Source organism: Microcoleus sp. B13-B6, from assembly GCF_036705405.1.
Classification (GTDB): Bacteria; Cyanobacteriota; Cyanobacteriia; order Cyanobacteriales; family Microcoleaceae; genus Microcoleus.
Genome location: NZ_JAUBUJ010000080.1, coordinates 1 through 14,870 on the forward strand (window position 1 = coordinate 1; position 14,870 = coordinate 14,870).

A 14,870-nucleotide genomic window follows, 5' to 3' on the forward strand; every position below is an offset into this window, starting at 1 on the left:
TCCCAGTTACAACTGCATCAGACTCAGAGTGAATTAGAACAATCCCAGTTACAACTGCATCAGACTCAGAGTGAATTGGAACAATCCCAGTTACAACTCCATCAAACTCAGAGTGAATTGGAACAATCCCAAGCAATCCAGCATCAAACTCAGAGCGAATTGGAACAATCCCAAGCAATCCAGCACCAGACTCAGAGGGAATTGGAACAATCCCAGTTACAACTCCATCAGACTCAGAGTGAATTGGAACAATCCCAGTTACAACTGCACGAGACTCAGAGTGAATTGGAACAATCCCAGTTACAACTGCACGAGACTCAGAGTGAATTGGAACAATCCCAGTTACAACTGCACGCGACTCAGAGTGAATTGGAAAGATTAAAGTTTTCGCAAGCTAGGGTTAGAGAAACTGAGGTCAAAAGTCAGATGCAGTACAAAGACTTATTGTGGGAGGGGTGGTACGCTTATTGCAAAGGTGATAGGGCGGGGATGGCTAACTTTCTTAAAGAATCCTTGAAGTGCACGCCTTTTTCAACAACAGAAACAGTTTTGAACTGGTTAGAAAATTTTGCTTGCTTTTCATCAGAAAAAGGAGATATCCTCGATACCAATACCTTAGTTAACTCAGCAGAATGGAAAGAATTGATGCGTCGTAGCATTAATGGCAAAACTGCGCTAACCATCCATTAGTAAGAGATTGCAAGGAAGCTATGATTACAAACTCGGGTTTCAGTATTGAGAAAACTACCATTAAGCATCAGCCATTGATTGTCAATGACGAGCCAAACTTAACCAATCCAGTCTCGCAAATGGCCACCGAGGCCCAGTGTCGATCGGATGCCTTCTACTATTGGTGTGAGGAAACTCGTCTGCCGCACGAGCCAATATTTCATCGAAAACTGTGGGAGTACGCCTATATTCTCCAGTGTCTGTCTGAGGCGGGCATGATGTCACCAGGCAGGCGCGGACTAGGTTTTGGTGTCGGCCAGGAACCGTTAGTAGCTGTAATGGCTGCGCGAGGCAGCGAAGTGGTGGCCACAGACCTAGATTCAGAGGAAGCCACTAAGCAGGGATGGGCAGGTACCGGTCAATATGCAGCCACGCTAGAGGCACTTAACGATCGCGCGCGGCATCTGCCCCCCCGAACGCTTCGCATCCAAGGTGAGTTACCGCGTGGCAGATATGAACAAGATAGATCCTGATTTGGTCGGCTTCGATTTTGTCTATTCGTCTTGCGCTTTCGAGCACGTCGGCTCGATCGAACTGGGGCTGCAATTCGTCAAAAACAGCCTGAAGTGTCTGCGTCCGGGGGGAATAGCAGTACACACCACCGAATTCAATGTTTTTTCTAATGACGCGACGATCGACCACCAACAGACTGTACTGTTTCGACGGCAGGACATCGACAGACTCGCAGCAGAGTTGACAAGCCAAGGACACGAAATAGTCCTCAACTACAACACCGGAAGTGGGCCGTTCGATCGTCACATAGACGTACCGCCCTGGTCGGGGATACATTTAAAGCTTCATTTGGAACAATATGTCACAACATCCTTGGGGTTGCTCATTAAAAAGGCTTCATAGATTAAATCGTTTTTCACTCATATTCAGACATTTCTACTCAGCCAAAACCAAGACCAATGTTAAATCATCAACTAAATAATTCTTTGGGTGTAAATTTAGCCGGTCATATAACCGGTGATTTTGGGCTAGCAGAAGCCGCTAGAGGAAATCTCCGAGCCCTAGAAGCAGCCAGAATTCCCTTTGCGGTTAAGGATCTGAAAATAGATTGGTTACCCAACTCCGATACCAGCTACAAAAAATTTTCCGACGACAATCCATATCCAATCAATATAATCCAAACCAACCCTAATTGGGTTGAGCAGATTTTAGCCGGATACTTTCCCGGCATTGGTTCTGAATATTTCAAAGGCAAATACAATATAGGTGTGTGGTTATGGGAATTGCCAGTATTTCCTAGTGAATGGCAGTGGGCATTTGATTTATTTGATGAAATCTGGACTACCAGTAATTTTTGTGCAGAAGCATTTGCGGCTGTGTCCCAAGTTCCTGTACTCAAAATTCCTGTTAGCCTCGCCTTTCCGCAACCTCTATTAACAAGAGAAAACCTAAACTTACCCAAAGATAAGTTTATTTTTCTTTTCATGTTTGACTTTGGCAGTTCCTTTGAACGGAAAAATCCCTTTGCCACCGTTGAGGCATTTAAACGAGCTTTTGGTAAATCTAATCCAGATGTTTTACTCGTTCTCAAGTTTGCCAATGCTCATCTTTTTCCGCAACGGCGGCAGGAACTAATTGATTTAGCTGAGGGTTGGTCATCTCTTCAGTTTATAGACGGACATTTGAAAAAAGAAGAGATTCACGGCTTGGTTAATAGTTGTGACTGTTATGTGTCTCTGCATCGGGCTGAAGGATTCGGTTTAACAATGTCGGAAGCGATGTACTACGGCAAGCCAGTAATAGCCACCGCCTATTCATCTAATATGGAATTTATGAATGTTGGCAATAGTTTTCCGGTTAAATACGAACTGGTGACAACAACTGAAGATTATGGAGCTTACCCCAAAGGCAGTGTCTGGGCGGAACCAGATATCGATCATGCTGCGTCTCTCATGCAGTTTGTATTTGAGAATTATCAGGAAGCTCAGAAAACAGGAAAAATAGCAGCCAAGGAAATCAGGTCTTTATTAAATCCTCAAGCTGTAGGTATAAAAATAAAAAATCGCCTTGAATTTATCAGGGGACATCTAAATCATACCCAGTTGTCAAATCGGTTCCATGAACTTCAGACAGAAAGAGATCTATTGGCTCGTCAAGCCCAAGCTTGGAGGCAGACAGCATTACAAGTACAGAAAGAGTTAGCAAAATACTCTTAATTTCAACGAAAATAGCCCTGAATTCTCAAGCCTTTATTCTAGATATTTCTTAAGTAAAAGATGAACCATGTTAAATCAAACAATAGATTCTAATTTCGGCATCAATTTTATCGGACACCTGAGCGGTGAATATGGTCTGGGAGAAGGTTCGAGGGCCACTCTCAGAGCGATCGAAGCTGCTGGCGTTCCCTATGCACTCAAGGATATTAAGGTAGATTGGCATAGAAATTTAGATAACAGCTACACAAGTTTTTCCGAGCAAAATCCCTATCCCATTAACCTGATTCACACTCTACCAGAACCCGTTGTTTTCAACATGGTTGATCGCGAATGCTTTAAAGGTCGATACAATATTGGCTTCTGGGCTTGGGAACTGCCCATATTTCCCCCAGGATGGCTGTACGCTTTTTCTTTATTTGACGAGATATGGACTTATAGCAATTACTGCGCTGAAGCTATCGCGCCCGTATCCCCCGTCCCTGTGATTAAGATGATGTCCAGCCTTGAATTTCCCGAACCGTCCTTTGAGAGAGAAGCATTAGGATTACCCCAAGACAAATTTATTTTTTTGTTCATGTTTGACTTCCACAGTACCATAGGCCGCAAAAATCCCTTTGCTACTTTGGAGGCATTTAAGCGAGCTTTTGCTCAATCTAATGAAGATGTATTACTGGTACTCAAGTTTTCTAATGGCAGCTTTTTCCCCAAAGAGCGAGACCAACTCAAAGCGCAAGCTGAGGGCTGGCCAGTTCACTTTATAGATGGGCATTTAAAGAGAGAAGAACTTCATGCTTTAGTTGCCAATTGCGACTGCTATGTTTCCCTGCACCGGGCCGAAGGTTTTGGTTTGACAATGGCGGAAGCGATGTACTACGGCAAACCCGTAATCGCGACTGGCTACTCATCGAATATGGAATTTATGAATGTCGGCAATAGTTTTCCAGTAAAATATGACATAGTGACGCTGGCAGAAGATTATGGGCCTTACTTTAAAGGCAATTACTGGGCCGATCCCCATATAGATCATGCAGCATCATTAATGCAGTATGTTGTTGACAATCCCCAAGAAGCCCAGCAAGTAGGAGCAAGAGCAGCTCAAGAAATCAAGTCTTTACTGAGTCCTCAACTTCTAGGCACGAAAATCAAAAATCGATTGGAAATCATTAAAAACAGGATGAACCAATCTACAAACTGGTCAACTCGCATCCATCAGATGCAGCAAGAGACGGCTTTTGCCCAGTCCCAAACCCAAGTTTGGCGGCAGACAACACAGCAAGTTCAATCTGAACTAGCGCAACACCACAGGCTTACTAAGACTTAAAAAGTTTAATTTACTGTAGATATTTGTTATTAGGAGTTCAATCATGTTCAATAACACAAATTTTAAGTTGGGAGTTAATATTATCGGTCATGTGAGTGGCGAGTTTGGTTTGGGCGGGGGTGTGCGAGGGACTATCAGAGCGATAGAAGCAGCTAACATTCCTTTTACAATCAAGGATCTGAAAGAAGATTCACAACGCAACTTAGATTCTACATACACCAATTTTTCCAGCGATCATTCTTATCCCATTAATATCGTCCATACCAACCCGCACGAGTCCTTGTTGAATTGTATCGATCCTGAATATTTTAAGGATCGCTATAATATTGGTTTTTGGATTTGGGAACTTCCGGTATTTCCTGATTTTTTCATGGGAGCTTTTAATCGATTTGATGAGGTGTGGACTTACAGTAATTACACTGCTGAGACGATTTCCGATGTCTCGCCTCTTCCCGTTGTCAAATTACCACCTAGCATTTATTTACCGCCCAACGAATTGGGCCGAGAAGCTTTAGGATTACCCAAAGAAAAATTTATTTTTCTGTTCATGTTCGATATGGGTAGCGGTTTTGAGCGAAAAAATCCTTTTGCTACCATTGAGGCGTTTAAAAAAGCTTTTGGGAAGTCTAATGAAGATGTTTTACTGATTATTAAGGTTAGACCTCATCCTTATTATCAAAATCAGTACGATCAACTAAAGGCAATGACAGAAGACTGGCCATCTATTCAACTTATCGAAGGGCATTTGAGCAAGGAAGAGGTTCATGGGTTAGTAGATAATTGTAACTGCTATGTATCGCTACATCGGGCTGAGGGTTTTGGCTTGACTATGGCAGAGGCAATGTATTACGGCAAGCCAGTCATAGCTACGGCTTATTCATCCAATACCGATTTTATGAATGTCGGCAATAGTTTTTTGGTCAAGTACCATCTAGTGGCAACGACTGAAGCTTATGGACTTTACCCACAAGGTAGTATCTGGGCTGAGCCGGATATCGAGCATACAGTGGAGCTGATGCAGTATGTCTTTCAAAATTATCCGCAAGCACAGCAAGTAGGAGTGAGAGGAGCTAAGGAGATTAGGTCTTTATTGAGTCCAGAGGTTATCGGTCAAAAAATTAGACATCGCCTGGAATATATTACCAGGACAATAGAAGAAAAAAGCTGGTATGAATCCCAAGCTCAAGCTTGGAAACAAGCGGCTTTGGAAGCTCAAAGAGAATTAGAGCGCTCAAGGTTTTAACGCAATACGGTTCAGACAAAATAGGGCTACACTTACAGCGTATCCCAGGTTGATGAAGTGCAGCTTGAGACACGGCTGCTCCCCGTGTCCCTACCGGGATAGATCGGATCTGCACTGTACTTCATAAACCTGGAATTTTCTGTATCAACAACCCTAACAATCTTCTGCTCGCATACAGCAAATGTAGAAACAATAGGATTTATCGGGATTATCATTTATGAGTTGACTGTTCATAAATTCATGGTTAAAATGTTCCATGCTAGATTTTTCAATGGCTGTTGATAAATCGATAATTCCCTTGGTTTCAATGATTTTGAAGTTATGTTTCTCTAAGAGTTTGCATAAATCTTCCCAATAATACTCTATTTTGTGTTCGGGATGGATATATGTATCAGGGCATTGTAGCTTGGTGGCTCGCCTATTTGGGGTATCTAGTGCTAGCTTCCCACCTGGCTTTAATAATTTGTATGCTCGATCGAAAACTGCTTCAGCCTCTTCAGGGGTTATGTGTTCTATAGATTCTCCAGACCAAATCAAGTCAAAAAAGTTTTCCTCAAATGAATCTAAATCATTCATACTGCCATAGACATATTCAATTTCACAACCTTGGTGGTTAATGTGTTTTGGCCACTCCGGCCCGGGAAACATCATTTGGTCAGGATGAAAGTCTAATATATAGAGCTTTTCCGGTAGATTAGAATAGCCTAGTTGCAATAAAGCACCTTTTTGATCAGAGGCCGAATAACCTCCCAAATCTAAAACAACTTTAGCCGGTGGAAGTAGTGTTTTCACCATTTTCATTCTGCCACTGTGAAGTCTATGAAGAGTTTGGTTTCCCTCTCCTCCACCTGGAAGGCGTCTTTGAAATTCCTCTGACTCAACCATTTTTTTGATGACATCAGCTCGACTCAAACCACCCTTGATATCGTTTAACCAAGCTTCTAGCCCATCCGGGTCTGCTTCACGATCGAAGATGACCCAATAAGCCATCCACAGAAAACTTTTGTCGCTTTTAGTGTGAGTGGATAAAGTCTTTTGGATACTTGATTCTAAACGCTGGGTTTCTTCAGGGGTCATGAATGCTCCTTCAATAACGATGGGATTGTTTTCTGGAAAATAGTATTTCTGATGTTAGGTTAACCTACGAAATACATGGCAAATTAGAGGGTAAATTAGAAAATTTTTGGTTCTAACTCTAAGGCGTGACGGTAACAAGAACTCGCTTCATCAATTTGCCCTTTCTTCGTTAGAACTTCCCCTAAATTATAGTGGAACCAAGAGAAATCAGGCTTAAGCTCTATGGCGCGGCGGTAACAAGCGATCGCTCCCTCCACATCTCCTTGATGTCGCAGCATATCCCCTAAATTGTTGTGGATATACGGATCATCAGGTTTTAACTCGAGCGCGCGGCGGTAACAGTTCATCGCTTCCTCCCGCTGACCTTTTGCACTCAAAGCATCGCCTAACAATTGGTAAGGTTTATACTCATTTGGTTGAACCTCAATAGCGTAGCGGTAACAAGCCATCGCCCGCTCTTTATCATTCTTTTGCGCGAAAATCAACCCCAACTGCAAGTGCGCCTCACCGCATTCGGGATTTACTTGCAACGCCATCTGATAAAAGACGATCGCCCCATCCGACCAATTCTTCCGCACCAAAGCATTAGCCAACTCAACATAAAGGTCAGCATCATTCGGCGCAATCTCCAGCGCCTTGTGATACAACTGCACGTCATCAGGATTCCCCTGAATCGCCTTTCTGTACAAACGCATCGCATCCCGCAAATCCCACTGCGATCGCATCCTCAAAGCATCAGCCAACTTTTGCGAAAGCCACGGCAAATCAGCCTGAATCTCCGCAGCACGGCGGTAAGCGGCGATCGACTCATCCCACCGTTCCAACTTCTCAAAAGCCGTTCCCATGTTGTAATAAGTCCACGGAAAATCAGGATTTAACTCGGCCGCGCGTCGGTAAACATCGATCGCTTCCTCCCACCTTTCCATTTCTAGCAGCACGTCCCCCAATTTGCTCTGCGACCAGAAGAAATTCGGATTAACTTCGTTAGCACGCCGGTACGCAACAACCGCCTCATCCCACCGTTCCAAATTCACCAGCGCTTCGGCTAAATTGTTGTGCGCCCAAAAATGGTCAGGATTGAGTTCGATCGACCTTTGGTAAGCCGAAATTGCCTCCTCCCACCTTCCCAGTTTAATCAGCGCGTCTGCTAAATAGTTGTGCGACCAACTGAAATCAGGATTTAACTCTGTTGCTTTCCGGTAAGACTCTACAGCTTCTTCCCACCGTTCCAGCTTCAGCAACACATCGGCTAAATTGTTGTGAGACCAGCTAAAATCAGGATTTAATTCGATCGCCTTGCGGTAAGCATTTACAGCTTCCTCCCAGCGTTCCAACTTGACCAGCGACTCAGCTAAATTGTTGTGCGACCAAGAAAGATCGGGATTGTTTCTAATGGCATTAGTGTAAGCATCTACCGCCGCTTCCCACTGTTCTTGCCCCTTAAGAATTTCGCCTAATTCGTGATAAGCTGCGCCCGCATTTGGATTCAACTCAACCGCGCGCCGGTAACACTCAATTCCCTTATCTACCTTACCTTGCTCGATCAAAGTTTTGGCTAAATTCTCGTGTTCCTCAGCCGTGCCGGATTTGGGGTCTATCGCAAAAGCCCGATACCAAGCCTCAGCCGCCTCCTCCGACTTGCCTAACTGCGTCAAAAGTTTCGCAAAATTGCGGAAAGCACCTGCAAAATCCGGTTTCAGCGCGATCGCCTTTTCGTAAGCAGAAACCGCTTGCTGCCACTGTTCCTGCTGCGCGCAAATGCTGCCGTAATTAGCGTAAGCTTCGGCAAAATTAGGGTTAATTTCTATTGCTTTGACATAGCAACTTTTAGCTTCCTCAATTTTGCCGCCAGCTTGCAGGGCGTTGCCCAGCATTTTGTAAAGCGGCGCTTCCGGCTTAATTTGTAGCGCCTTCTTGCAAGCTGCGATCGCCTGTTCCAATTTACCCTGAGCAAAATAGCCTTCTGCCAATATTTTGTATGCTTCTGGATCTTCTATATTAATTGTAGAATTAACTGCCTGCTGAACTGGCGGCTTAACTGCCTGCTGCACTGCCTGCTGCACTGGTGGCTTGACTGCGGTTACAGAAGGCTGTTGCTTAACTGCACCGTTTGTTCCATTTGCACCCGCCAAAGTTTCCTGTCCCTCGCTGCCGTTTCTCGCATTAGCTGCGTTCAGTTCAATAGCTTTGCGATAATATGCTGTCGCTTCCTCTAACTTGCCTTGTTTTTTGAGCGCTTCGCCCAAATTTTGGTAAGCAGTAGCCACATTAGGATTTAATTTTATGGCGCGATCGTAACAGGCGATCGCTTCGGGGAATTTTTCCTGCCGAAAAAAAGCGTCGCCCATATTCAAGTGTTCCCCCGGCGCTACTTTTTCCGGTTCCAAACTAAATGCTTGATACCAGCACTGCTGGGCTTCTTCCGCTTTTCCAATTTGTCCGAATACTTTGGCTAAATTCCGGTACACTCCCGCGAAATTCGGCTTAATCGCGATCGCCTTTTGATAAAATCCGATCGCCTCCTGCCATTTTTGCTGCTGCGCGCCCAGGCTGCCCAAATTCGCATATACTTCCGCAAAATTCGGTTCTATTTCAATCGCTTTAGCGTACCAGTGCCGCGCCTCTTCCATCCTGCCTTGAGCTTGCAGCGCGTTGCCCAAAGTCTTGTAAGCTGGTGCAAAATTGGGGTGAATCTTCAAAGCTTGCTCGCAGGAGGCGATCGCTTCTTCTATTTTTCCTTGGGATAAGTATGTTTCTCCCTGTTGGTTAAATTGAACCGCTGTTGATTCTGTATTCACTGTTGATGGCATATGGGCGGCGGCTCCAGAGGCAGGAATTAAATAGGGTAGTCAAAACGTTTCACAATTATACTCGCGTTTGACACTAAGAGTAGCGGGCTTGTTCCCCCAATTCTTAATTTTTTTGACTCTCGGTGCTGGCGAGGAACCGGAATTGTCGGCTGATTTTTTGATTTTACGGCTAAATATGTAAGAATCAGTACGGTTTCTGGCGGATTTGCGCGCCAGTCCAGACTTTTGTAGCTAAAGAGTCGATCGCCCGTGTTGTAAAGAAAAGTAAACACTGCCGGTTCTTGCTTGTAACTCACATCTTGCACCATTCTCAAGAACGGGCAAGATGCCCGTTCCACAAGAGATGAATTTTCTTGTGGAACAGGCATCTTGCCTGTTCCTAAACGGGCAAGATGCCCGTTCCACAAGAGATGAATTTTCTTGTGGAACAGGCATCTTGCCTGTTCCACAAGAAATTGAGAATAGTGCAACATCTCAGTTGTAAGATGCTTTCTTGTGGACGGGGCAAGGGAGATTGCACCCTTTTCTATAGGCTTTTTAGCGCCGGGCTAGGAGCCCAACCCCTACTCCCCACAAGAAAGTCATTCACTATTTGTGGAACAGGCATCTTGCCTGTTCATAAAAGGCTAATTGACAATGGTGCAAGATGTGCGATCGAACCCAAATTAGAATAGCCTTTTTAGCAAAAAACGATCGCCCTTTTGGGAGAAAGCGATCGCCCTTTTTTTGCAACCATTAGTTAACAACTATTAGCAATTACTAATTAAGCTGCTGCTGCGTCTGCTTCTGCGTCTTCGGCTTCAGAACCTGCTTGAATTCCCAGCACGCTAACAACCACCTGATCTGGTTCGCCGAGAGCTACCACTCCTGCAGGCAAAACTAATTCGTGAATGTGCAGCGCATCCCCAACCTTTAAATGAGAAATATCTACTTCAATTGCTTCAGGAATGCTGTCAGGTTTGCACTTAACTGCGAGTTGCGTCAGTACAGTATCCAAAATGCCGCCTTCTAACTTGACGCCGACGGGTTCGCCGACAAAATTCAGCGACACTTCAACTTCCAGACTGTCTTGAGTTGCGACGGAGAAAAAGCTCAGGTGGTAAGGATAGCCCTTCCAAGGATGAACTTGAACTTCCCGGAGCAAGGTTTTTCCGCTCCAAGAGAGGTCGGGAATGCTGAGGTCAATTAGGGTATTGTTGACTACGTGCTTTTTGAGCAGGTGTTCAACTGTTTTGGCTTTGATGGTAAGGGAAATGGATTCAGAGCCTTTGTGCCCGTAGAGGACGGCGGGAATCAATCCAGAGCGGCGGAGGGCGTTAGGTTTGCTGCCTTCTGCCCGCTTTTGACATTCTACTGCGAGTTCCATTTTCTGACTTTCTGTTGATTGTTTTCACATTTTACCAGAATTGTGATATTGCGATCGAACATTAATCAGACTCAGGTCAACGGTCACACTTTAACTAGCTTGTATGGTGCGTCAGTATTGAGTTTATGACAAAAAATTTAGGTCTTATCAACTGACGCACCCTACGAATTGAACCAGTTGCGTAAGTCCCGATTAAATTCGCTGAAGGTATTGATAATTTTCGTTTTCCACACACTTCAGCAATTCCAGCATTTTTCTGAGACGGTACGTTCCTGATTGATACTCTTCTTTTGAAGGGTAATCACCAAGCTTAGTAAGAACTGCATCGCTTTCACTGATGATTGCTTCGCTGAAAATTTTCTTGAACTGCTGGCGAATATCTTGATTTAATTCAACTAGAGGCAGAATTACATTTTCTTCATCTAGGTAAATTTGGGTTTCGACTGATTCGCCACCTATTTTTGAAAATGCTGATTTTGCTAACCATTCGTAAGTAGCTGCTGTTATTCTTACACTATCGGACGGTTCACCATTTGCTGAATAAAAACTGATGTCAAACATTGGGATTACTCCTGCTACTAAACATCGAGAAACTCGTTCAAACGACTCGCTGAAGATACTGATAATCTTCGTTTTCAACACATTTTAGCAAGTCCAGCAATTTCCTCAAACGGTAGGTTGCTGTTTGATACTCTTCTTTGAGAGGGGAATCTCCCAGCTTGGTGAGGACGGTATCGCTTTCGCAGATAATTGCATCTCGGAAAAAATTTCTGAGCTTCTGGCGAATATCTCGATCTAACTCAACTACAGGTAGCTTCTCCTCTTCTTCATGTATCAAAATATTTCTGGGAACTGATTTGCCAATTTTGGAAAATTCTGATTTTGCCAACCACTCGTAAACCTCTTCAGACATTTCGACATAGTGTGGTGACAGTTCGGTTTTGAAGGCATAAAAAATAAAATCTAACATTAGCTTTCCTCTTGACCTTCCTGATTTAACAACTTACTTTCGGGAAAATATTACAAGTCATTAGTGTCAACTTAAGGCTAAAATCTTTGATAAATCTCACTTTTATTGTAGTCTAGATCCCCCTCGCATACCCCCTACTCCCCATTAATAAGGGGACTAGGGGTTGACTTTGAGAAGAGTCTTGTCCCCCCCTTCGTAGGGGCGGTGCCCCCGTGCCCGCCCTTGGCGCCGGGGGGATCTAGATTTAATAGTCAAACAGCAGTCTCTGACTGGGTTTGACGTTAAGTTTAGACCAATGATTACGAGTGTGCTGCTACAGGCGTACCGTCAGCAGAGAGCAAAGCGCGTTTCGGGCCGTGAATCGGGTCTTCTACAATAATAGTTTGGTCGCGGCTGGCACCGAGAGAAACGATCGCGATCGGCACTTCCATCAAGTCTGCCAAAAACTTCAGATAATTCAAAGCTTGCTGCGGCAAATCTTCCAAATTCCGGCACTCTTCCGTAGACTGTTTCCAACCGGGAAGGGTTTCGTAAATAGGTTGGCACCGAGCAAAGATTCGGGAACTTTTCGGGAAATCAACACATTTTTCGCCGTCAATTTCGTAAGCAACGCAAACTTTTATTTCTTCTAATTCATCCAACACATCTAGTTTGGTAATTGCCAGACAGTCAAGGCCGTTGATGCGGACTGCGTAGCGGCCGATTACCGCGTCGAACCAACCGCAGCGACGTTTGCGGCCGGTTGTCGTGCCGAATTCTGCACCCCGATCGCCCAAAATTGCGCCAATTCCATCTACCATTTCGGTAGGGAAGGGGCCTTCGCCGACGCGGGTTGTATAAGCTTTTGCTACACCAATTACGCGATCGATCGCTGTTGGGCCGACTCCGGTTCCCACACAAGCACCGCCAGCGATGGGATTGCTGGAAGTAACGTAAGGATAAGTACCGTGGTCTAAGTCTAATAAAGTGCCTTGCGCGCCTTCAAACAGAATATTTTTCCGCTTGTAAATTCCCTCATAAATCTTCAGGGAACTATCAACTACGTGCGGCCGCAAACGTTCCGCATAAACTCGATATTCATCAATTACGTCTTGCGGATTTAAAGGCGGCAAATTGTAGAGTTTTTCAAGAAGGACATTTTTACAATTAATCGTCCATTCCAATTGTTCTTGCAACCCATCCAAGTCCATTAAATCGAGCATCCGAATGCCGGTACGTTCCGACTTGTCGGCGTAAGTAGGGCCGATGCCGCGTCCCGTCGTCCCGATTTTATAATTTCCCCGCTGCGTTTCCGATGCTACATCAATTAATCGATGATAGGGCATCGTTACGTGAGCCGTCTCCGAAATCATCAGGGAGGCTGTCGAAATATTCAGTGCCTCTAGCTGATCTAACTCTGCAATTAAAACTTTAGGGTCGATGACCGTGCCGCAGCCGATAATACACTCTTTATCAGGGTAGAGAATCCCAGACGGAATTAAGTGCAGCTTGAAAGTCTGACCGTTGACTACCACGGTGTGACCCGCGTTGACGCCCCCTTGGTAGCGGACAACGATATCTGCGGATTTGCTGAGCAAATCGGTAATTTTGCCTTTTCCTTCATCGCCCCACTGGGCGCCGATTACAACTACGTTAGCCAAGGGTTTCTCGCGTTCTGTTCAGGTTGACACAATCTCCGATTATGTACGAATGCGTCCGAAATGTCAAATAAATTTTTGTTACAATTGAGAGACTTGAGGCTGTATTGCTCTCAAAAACCAACTTCCAGCCCTATCGGGGGACTGGGAAGGGAGAGTAGGAGAGGGGAAGAATGGGTGAGGATTTGACGAGTTTTTAGGGGAATCCCATGTGCAGCTTAAATGTGGAAGAGTTTACCGGCTGGAGGTTGTTGGCTAGTATTTGGGAAAACCCGGTTTCTGACCACTGATGCGTATAGGACTAAATTACAAATTCTTCAATCCTTCAATTCTTCAATCCTTCAATTCTTCAATCCTTCAATTCTTTCAATCTAAAATCTAAAATCTAAAATCTAAAATCGCATGACTTTACACGCTGAGTTGCACCGCCATCTGGGTGGTTCTGTCGTTCCTAGGGTGCTGTGGCGGTATTTCGATCGCCACAATGCTGAGATGGTTAATCGATTTCCGAAATACTCGGAGTTTGAGGAGTTTTACACTCGTCCGCGCAATACTCTCAATGAGTATTTGGAACTGCACACGCTGGTAGAAAGCGTTCAAACTGTTGAGACGTTGCCTTATTTCATCTATCGGTTGATGCGGGGCGCTTACGTGTTTGAAAATCTGGCTTATTTGGAGTTGCGCTATACGCCTTATTTGCGGACTCCAGAACATTTGAATCAGTCAGAACGCATTGATTTGATGGCAGAAATTGTACAGGTTGTGGGCAAGGCAAGTCAAATTAGCGATTGTCCGATTGTTACCAGCCAAATTTTGTGTATGCACTCGCGTTTGCCTTATGAAGTGAATCGGGCGATCGTAGATTTGGCGGCCGGGATGGGAGAATATGTTTGTGCGATCGATCTTGCTGGCGGCGATGATTGTATAGGCGATCGTTTGGATGAGTTTGTCGGATTGTACCAGTACGCGAGGTCGATCGGCATCAAAACTACCGGCCACCTCTACGAAACTACCTCTGGCTGTTATCCCGAACTTCTGCCTTATCTGATGCGTATCGGCCACGGGATTCAAATTCCGTTAAAATATCCCGAACTGCTGCCAGAAGTCGCGCGCAGGGGTCAATGCTTGGAGGTTTGCCCAACTACCTATCTCAAAACGGGGACGTTGCAGGATATGCGCGAATTGAAGGTTGTGTTCGATCGATGTTTTGAAGCTGGTGTCGATATTGCCATTTGTACCGACAACGCGGGATTGCACAACGTGCGATTGCCTTTCGAGTACGAGAATTTGTTAACTTTGGATATCATTGATTTTCGGCAATTGCAAGCGTGTCAAGATGCAGCTTTCCGCCATGCTTTCGCCTGGCCCTACGGGGAGCGGCCTGTGAAAATGCTGACCGGTTTGTTGCAGCATGAGTCTGTCGGTGCGATCGTGAATTAAGATGCGATCGTGAATTAAGATGAGACGGCGGTTGAAACCGTGTCTACACAAAGGAAGTCCGCCTCCGCGGACTGAAGAAAATAAGGTAATTTCAACCGCCCTCCGATCT

Annotated in this window: 14 protein-coding genes and 1 pseudogene; 8 read left to right on the forward strand and 7 right to left on the reverse strand. The window is 44.9% G+C overall.

Annotation, left to right across the window (positions count from 1 at the left end; translation table 11 throughout):
* From QUB35_RS27780 to QUB35_RS27805, 6 genes and pseudogenes are all read left to right on the forward strand, one after another.
* Nucleotides 1-690 (forward strand): annotated as a pseudogene (locus QUB35_RS27780) (hypothetical protein); the annotation flags it as partial.
* Between the two features lie 20 nt (nucleotides 691-710).
* Complete coding sequence (locus QUB35_RS27785; protein WP_333144856.1) at nucleotides 711-1,202, forward strand: hypothetical protein; 492 nt, start codon at nucleotides 711-713, stop codon at nucleotides 1,200-1,202.
* Nucleotides 1,183-1,584 carry a hypothetical protein gene (locus tag QUB35_RS27790; protein ID WP_333144857.1) on the forward strand — a complete coding sequence of 134 codons (402 nt, stop codon included), beginning with the start codon at nucleotides 1,183-1,185 and terminating at the stop codon, nucleotides 1,582-1,584. Before QUB35_RS27785 ends, QUB35_RS27790 begins: the two co-directional genes overlap by 20 nt.
* A gap of 56 nt (nucleotides 1,585-1,640) precedes the next feature.
* Nucleotides 1,641-2,897 carry a glycosyltransferase gene (locus QUB35_RS27795; RefSeq protein ID WP_333144858.1) on the forward strand — a complete coding sequence of 419 codons (1,257 nt, stop codon included), beginning with the start codon at nucleotides 1,641-1,643 and terminating at the stop codon, nucleotides 2,895-2,897.
* Between the two features lie 67 nt (nucleotides 2,898-2,964).
* Complete coding sequence (locus QUB35_RS27800) at nucleotides 2,965-4,218, forward strand: glycosyltransferase (protein ID WP_333144859.1); 1,254 nt, start codon at nucleotides 2,965-2,967, stop codon at nucleotides 4,216-4,218.
* A 43-nt stretch (nucleotides 4,219-4,261) separates the two neighbouring features.
* The gene (locus QUB35_RS27805) at nucleotides 4,262-5,461 is read left to right on the forward strand and encodes a glycosyltransferase (protein WP_333144860.1); all 1,200 of its coding nucleotides are present in this window, start codon (nucleotides 4,262-4,264) and stop codon (nucleotides 5,459-5,461) included.
* A gap of 153 nt (nucleotides 5,462-5,614) precedes the next feature.
* On the opposite strand, the gene QUB35_RS27810 is transcribed toward QUB35_RS27805, so the two are convergent.
* The 3 genes from QUB35_RS27810 to QUB35_RS27820 form a co-directional block, all read right to left on the reverse strand.
* Nucleotides 5,615-6,538 (reverse strand): DUF4214 domain-containing protein, encoded by a 924-nt coding sequence (locus tag QUB35_RS27810; protein ID WP_333144861.1) that lies wholly within the window; start codon nucleotides 6,536-6,538, stop codon nucleotides 5,615-5,617.
* Nucleotides 6,539-6,633: 95 nt separating this feature from the next.
* Nucleotides 6,634-9,348 carry a tetratricopeptide repeat protein gene (locus QUB35_RS27815; RefSeq protein ID WP_333144862.1) on the reverse strand — a complete coding sequence of 905 codons (2,715 nt, stop codon included), beginning with the start codon at nucleotides 9,346-9,348 and terminating at the stop codon, nucleotides 6,634-6,636.
* A gap of 26 nt (nucleotides 9,349-9,374) precedes the next feature.
* A complete protein-coding gene (locus QUB35_RS27820; protein ID WP_333144863.1) occupies nucleotides 9,375-9,716 on the reverse strand; it encodes a hypothetical protein in 342 nt (113 codons plus the stop codon).
* 24 nt (nucleotides 9,717-9,740) lie between these two features.
* Here QUB35_RS27820 and QUB35_RS27825 point away from each other — a divergent pair, with 24 nt between their 5' ends.
* Nucleotides 9,741-10,022, forward strand: a complete 282-nt coding sequence (locus QUB35_RS27825; RefSeq protein ID WP_333144864.1) for a hypothetical protein — start codon at nucleotides 9,741-9,743, stop codon at nucleotides 10,020-10,022.
* Between the two features lie 89 nt (nucleotides 10,023-10,111).
* Here QUB35_RS27825 and QUB35_RS27830 read toward each other — a convergent pair whose 3' ends face one another.
* The 4 genes from QUB35_RS27830 to QUB35_RS27845 form a co-directional block, all read right to left on the reverse strand.
* Nucleotides 10,112-10,714 (reverse strand): 50S ribosomal protein L25/general stress protein Ctc, encoded by a 603-nt coding sequence (locus tag QUB35_RS27830; protein ID WP_333144865.1) that lies wholly within the window; start codon nucleotides 10,712-10,714, stop codon nucleotides 10,112-10,114.
* 192 nt (nucleotides 10,715-10,906) lie between these two features.
* Nucleotides 10,907-11,275: a hypothetical protein gene (locus tag QUB35_RS27835; RefSeq protein WP_333144866.1), complete on the reverse strand. Its 369-nt coding sequence runs from the start codon at nucleotides 11,273-11,275 to the stop codon at nucleotides 10,907-10,909.
* A gap of 37 nt (nucleotides 11,276-11,312) precedes the next feature.
* Nucleotides 11,313-11,684, reverse strand: coding sequence for a hypothetical protein (locus QUB35_RS27840; protein ID WP_333144867.1), 372 nt, complete (start codon nucleotides 11,682-11,684; stop codon nucleotides 11,313-11,315).
* A gap of 299 nt (nucleotides 11,685-11,983) precedes the next feature.
* Nucleotides 11,984-13,324: an adenylosuccinate synthase gene (locus tag QUB35_RS27845; RefSeq protein WP_333144868.1), complete on the reverse strand. Its 1,341-nt coding sequence runs from the start codon at nucleotides 13,322-13,324 to the stop codon at nucleotides 11,984-11,986.
* A gap of 399 nt (nucleotides 13,325-13,723) precedes the next feature.
* Between QUB35_RS27845 and QUB35_RS27850 the strand changes: the two genes are divergently transcribed.
* The gene (locus QUB35_RS27850; RefSeq protein ID WP_333144869.1) at nucleotides 13,724-14,761 is read left to right on the forward strand and encodes an adenosine deaminase; all 1,038 of its coding nucleotides are present in this window, start codon (nucleotides 13,724-13,726) and stop codon (nucleotides 14,759-14,761) included.
* The last annotated feature ends 109 nt before the right edge of the window (nucleotides 14,762-14,870 follow it).

What these genes read in the sequence shown, in the direction of transcription:
- QUB35_RS27825 (WP_333144864.1), top strand. Translation starts at nt 9,741, where the DNA reads ATGCCCGTTCCACAAGAGATGAATTTTCTTGTGGAACAGGCATCTTGC.
- QUB35_RS27795 (WP_333144858.1), top strand. Translation starts at nt 1,641, where the DNA reads ATGTTAAATCATCAACTAAATAATTCTTTGGGTGTAAATTTAGCCGGT.
- QUB35_RS27810 (WP_333144861.1), bottom strand. Translation starts at nt 6,538, where the DNA reads ATGACCCCTGAAGAAACCCAGCGTTTAGAATCAAGTATCCAAAAGACT.
- QUB35_RS27805 (WP_333144860.1), top strand. Translation starts at nt 4,262, where the DNA reads ATGTTCAATAACACAAATTTTAAGTTGGGAGTTAATATTATCGGTCAT.
- QUB35_RS27790 (WP_333144857.1), top strand. Translation starts at nt 1,183, where the DNA reads ATGAACAAGATAGATCCTGATTTGGTCGGCTTCGATTTTGTCTATTCG.
- QUB35_RS27815 (WP_333144862.1), bottom strand. Translation starts at nt 9,348, where the DNA reads ATGCCATCAACAGTGAATACAGAATCAACAGCGGTTCAATTTAACCAA.
- QUB35_RS27850 (WP_333144869.1), top strand. Translation starts at nt 13,724, where the DNA reads ATGACTTTACACGCTGAGTTGCACCGCCATCTGGGTGGTTCTGTCGTT.
- QUB35_RS27800 (WP_333144859.1), top strand. Translation starts at nt 2,965, where the DNA reads ATGTTAAATCAAACAATAGATTCTAATTTCGGCATCAATTTTATCGGA.
- QUB35_RS27840 (WP_333144867.1), bottom strand. Translation starts at nt 11,684, where the DNA reads ATGTTAGATTTTATTTTTTATGCCTTCAAAACCGAACTGTCACCACAC.
- QUB35_RS27820 (WP_333144863.1), bottom strand. Translation starts at nt 9,716, where the DNA reads ATGCCTGTTCCACAAGAAAATTCATCTCTTGTGGAACGGGCATCTTGC.
- QUB35_RS27835 (WP_333144866.1), bottom strand. Translation starts at nt 11,275, where the DNA reads ATGTTTGACATCAGTTTTTATTCAGCAAATGGTGAACCGTCCGATAGT.
- QUB35_RS27785 (WP_333144856.1), top strand. Translation starts at nt 711, where the DNA reads ATGATTACAAACTCGGGTTTCAGTATTGAGAAAACTACCATTAAGCAT.
- QUB35_RS27830 (WP_333144865.1), bottom strand. Translation starts at nt 10,714, where the DNA reads ATGGAACTCGCAGTAGAATGTCAAAAGCGGGCAGAAGGCAGCAAACCT.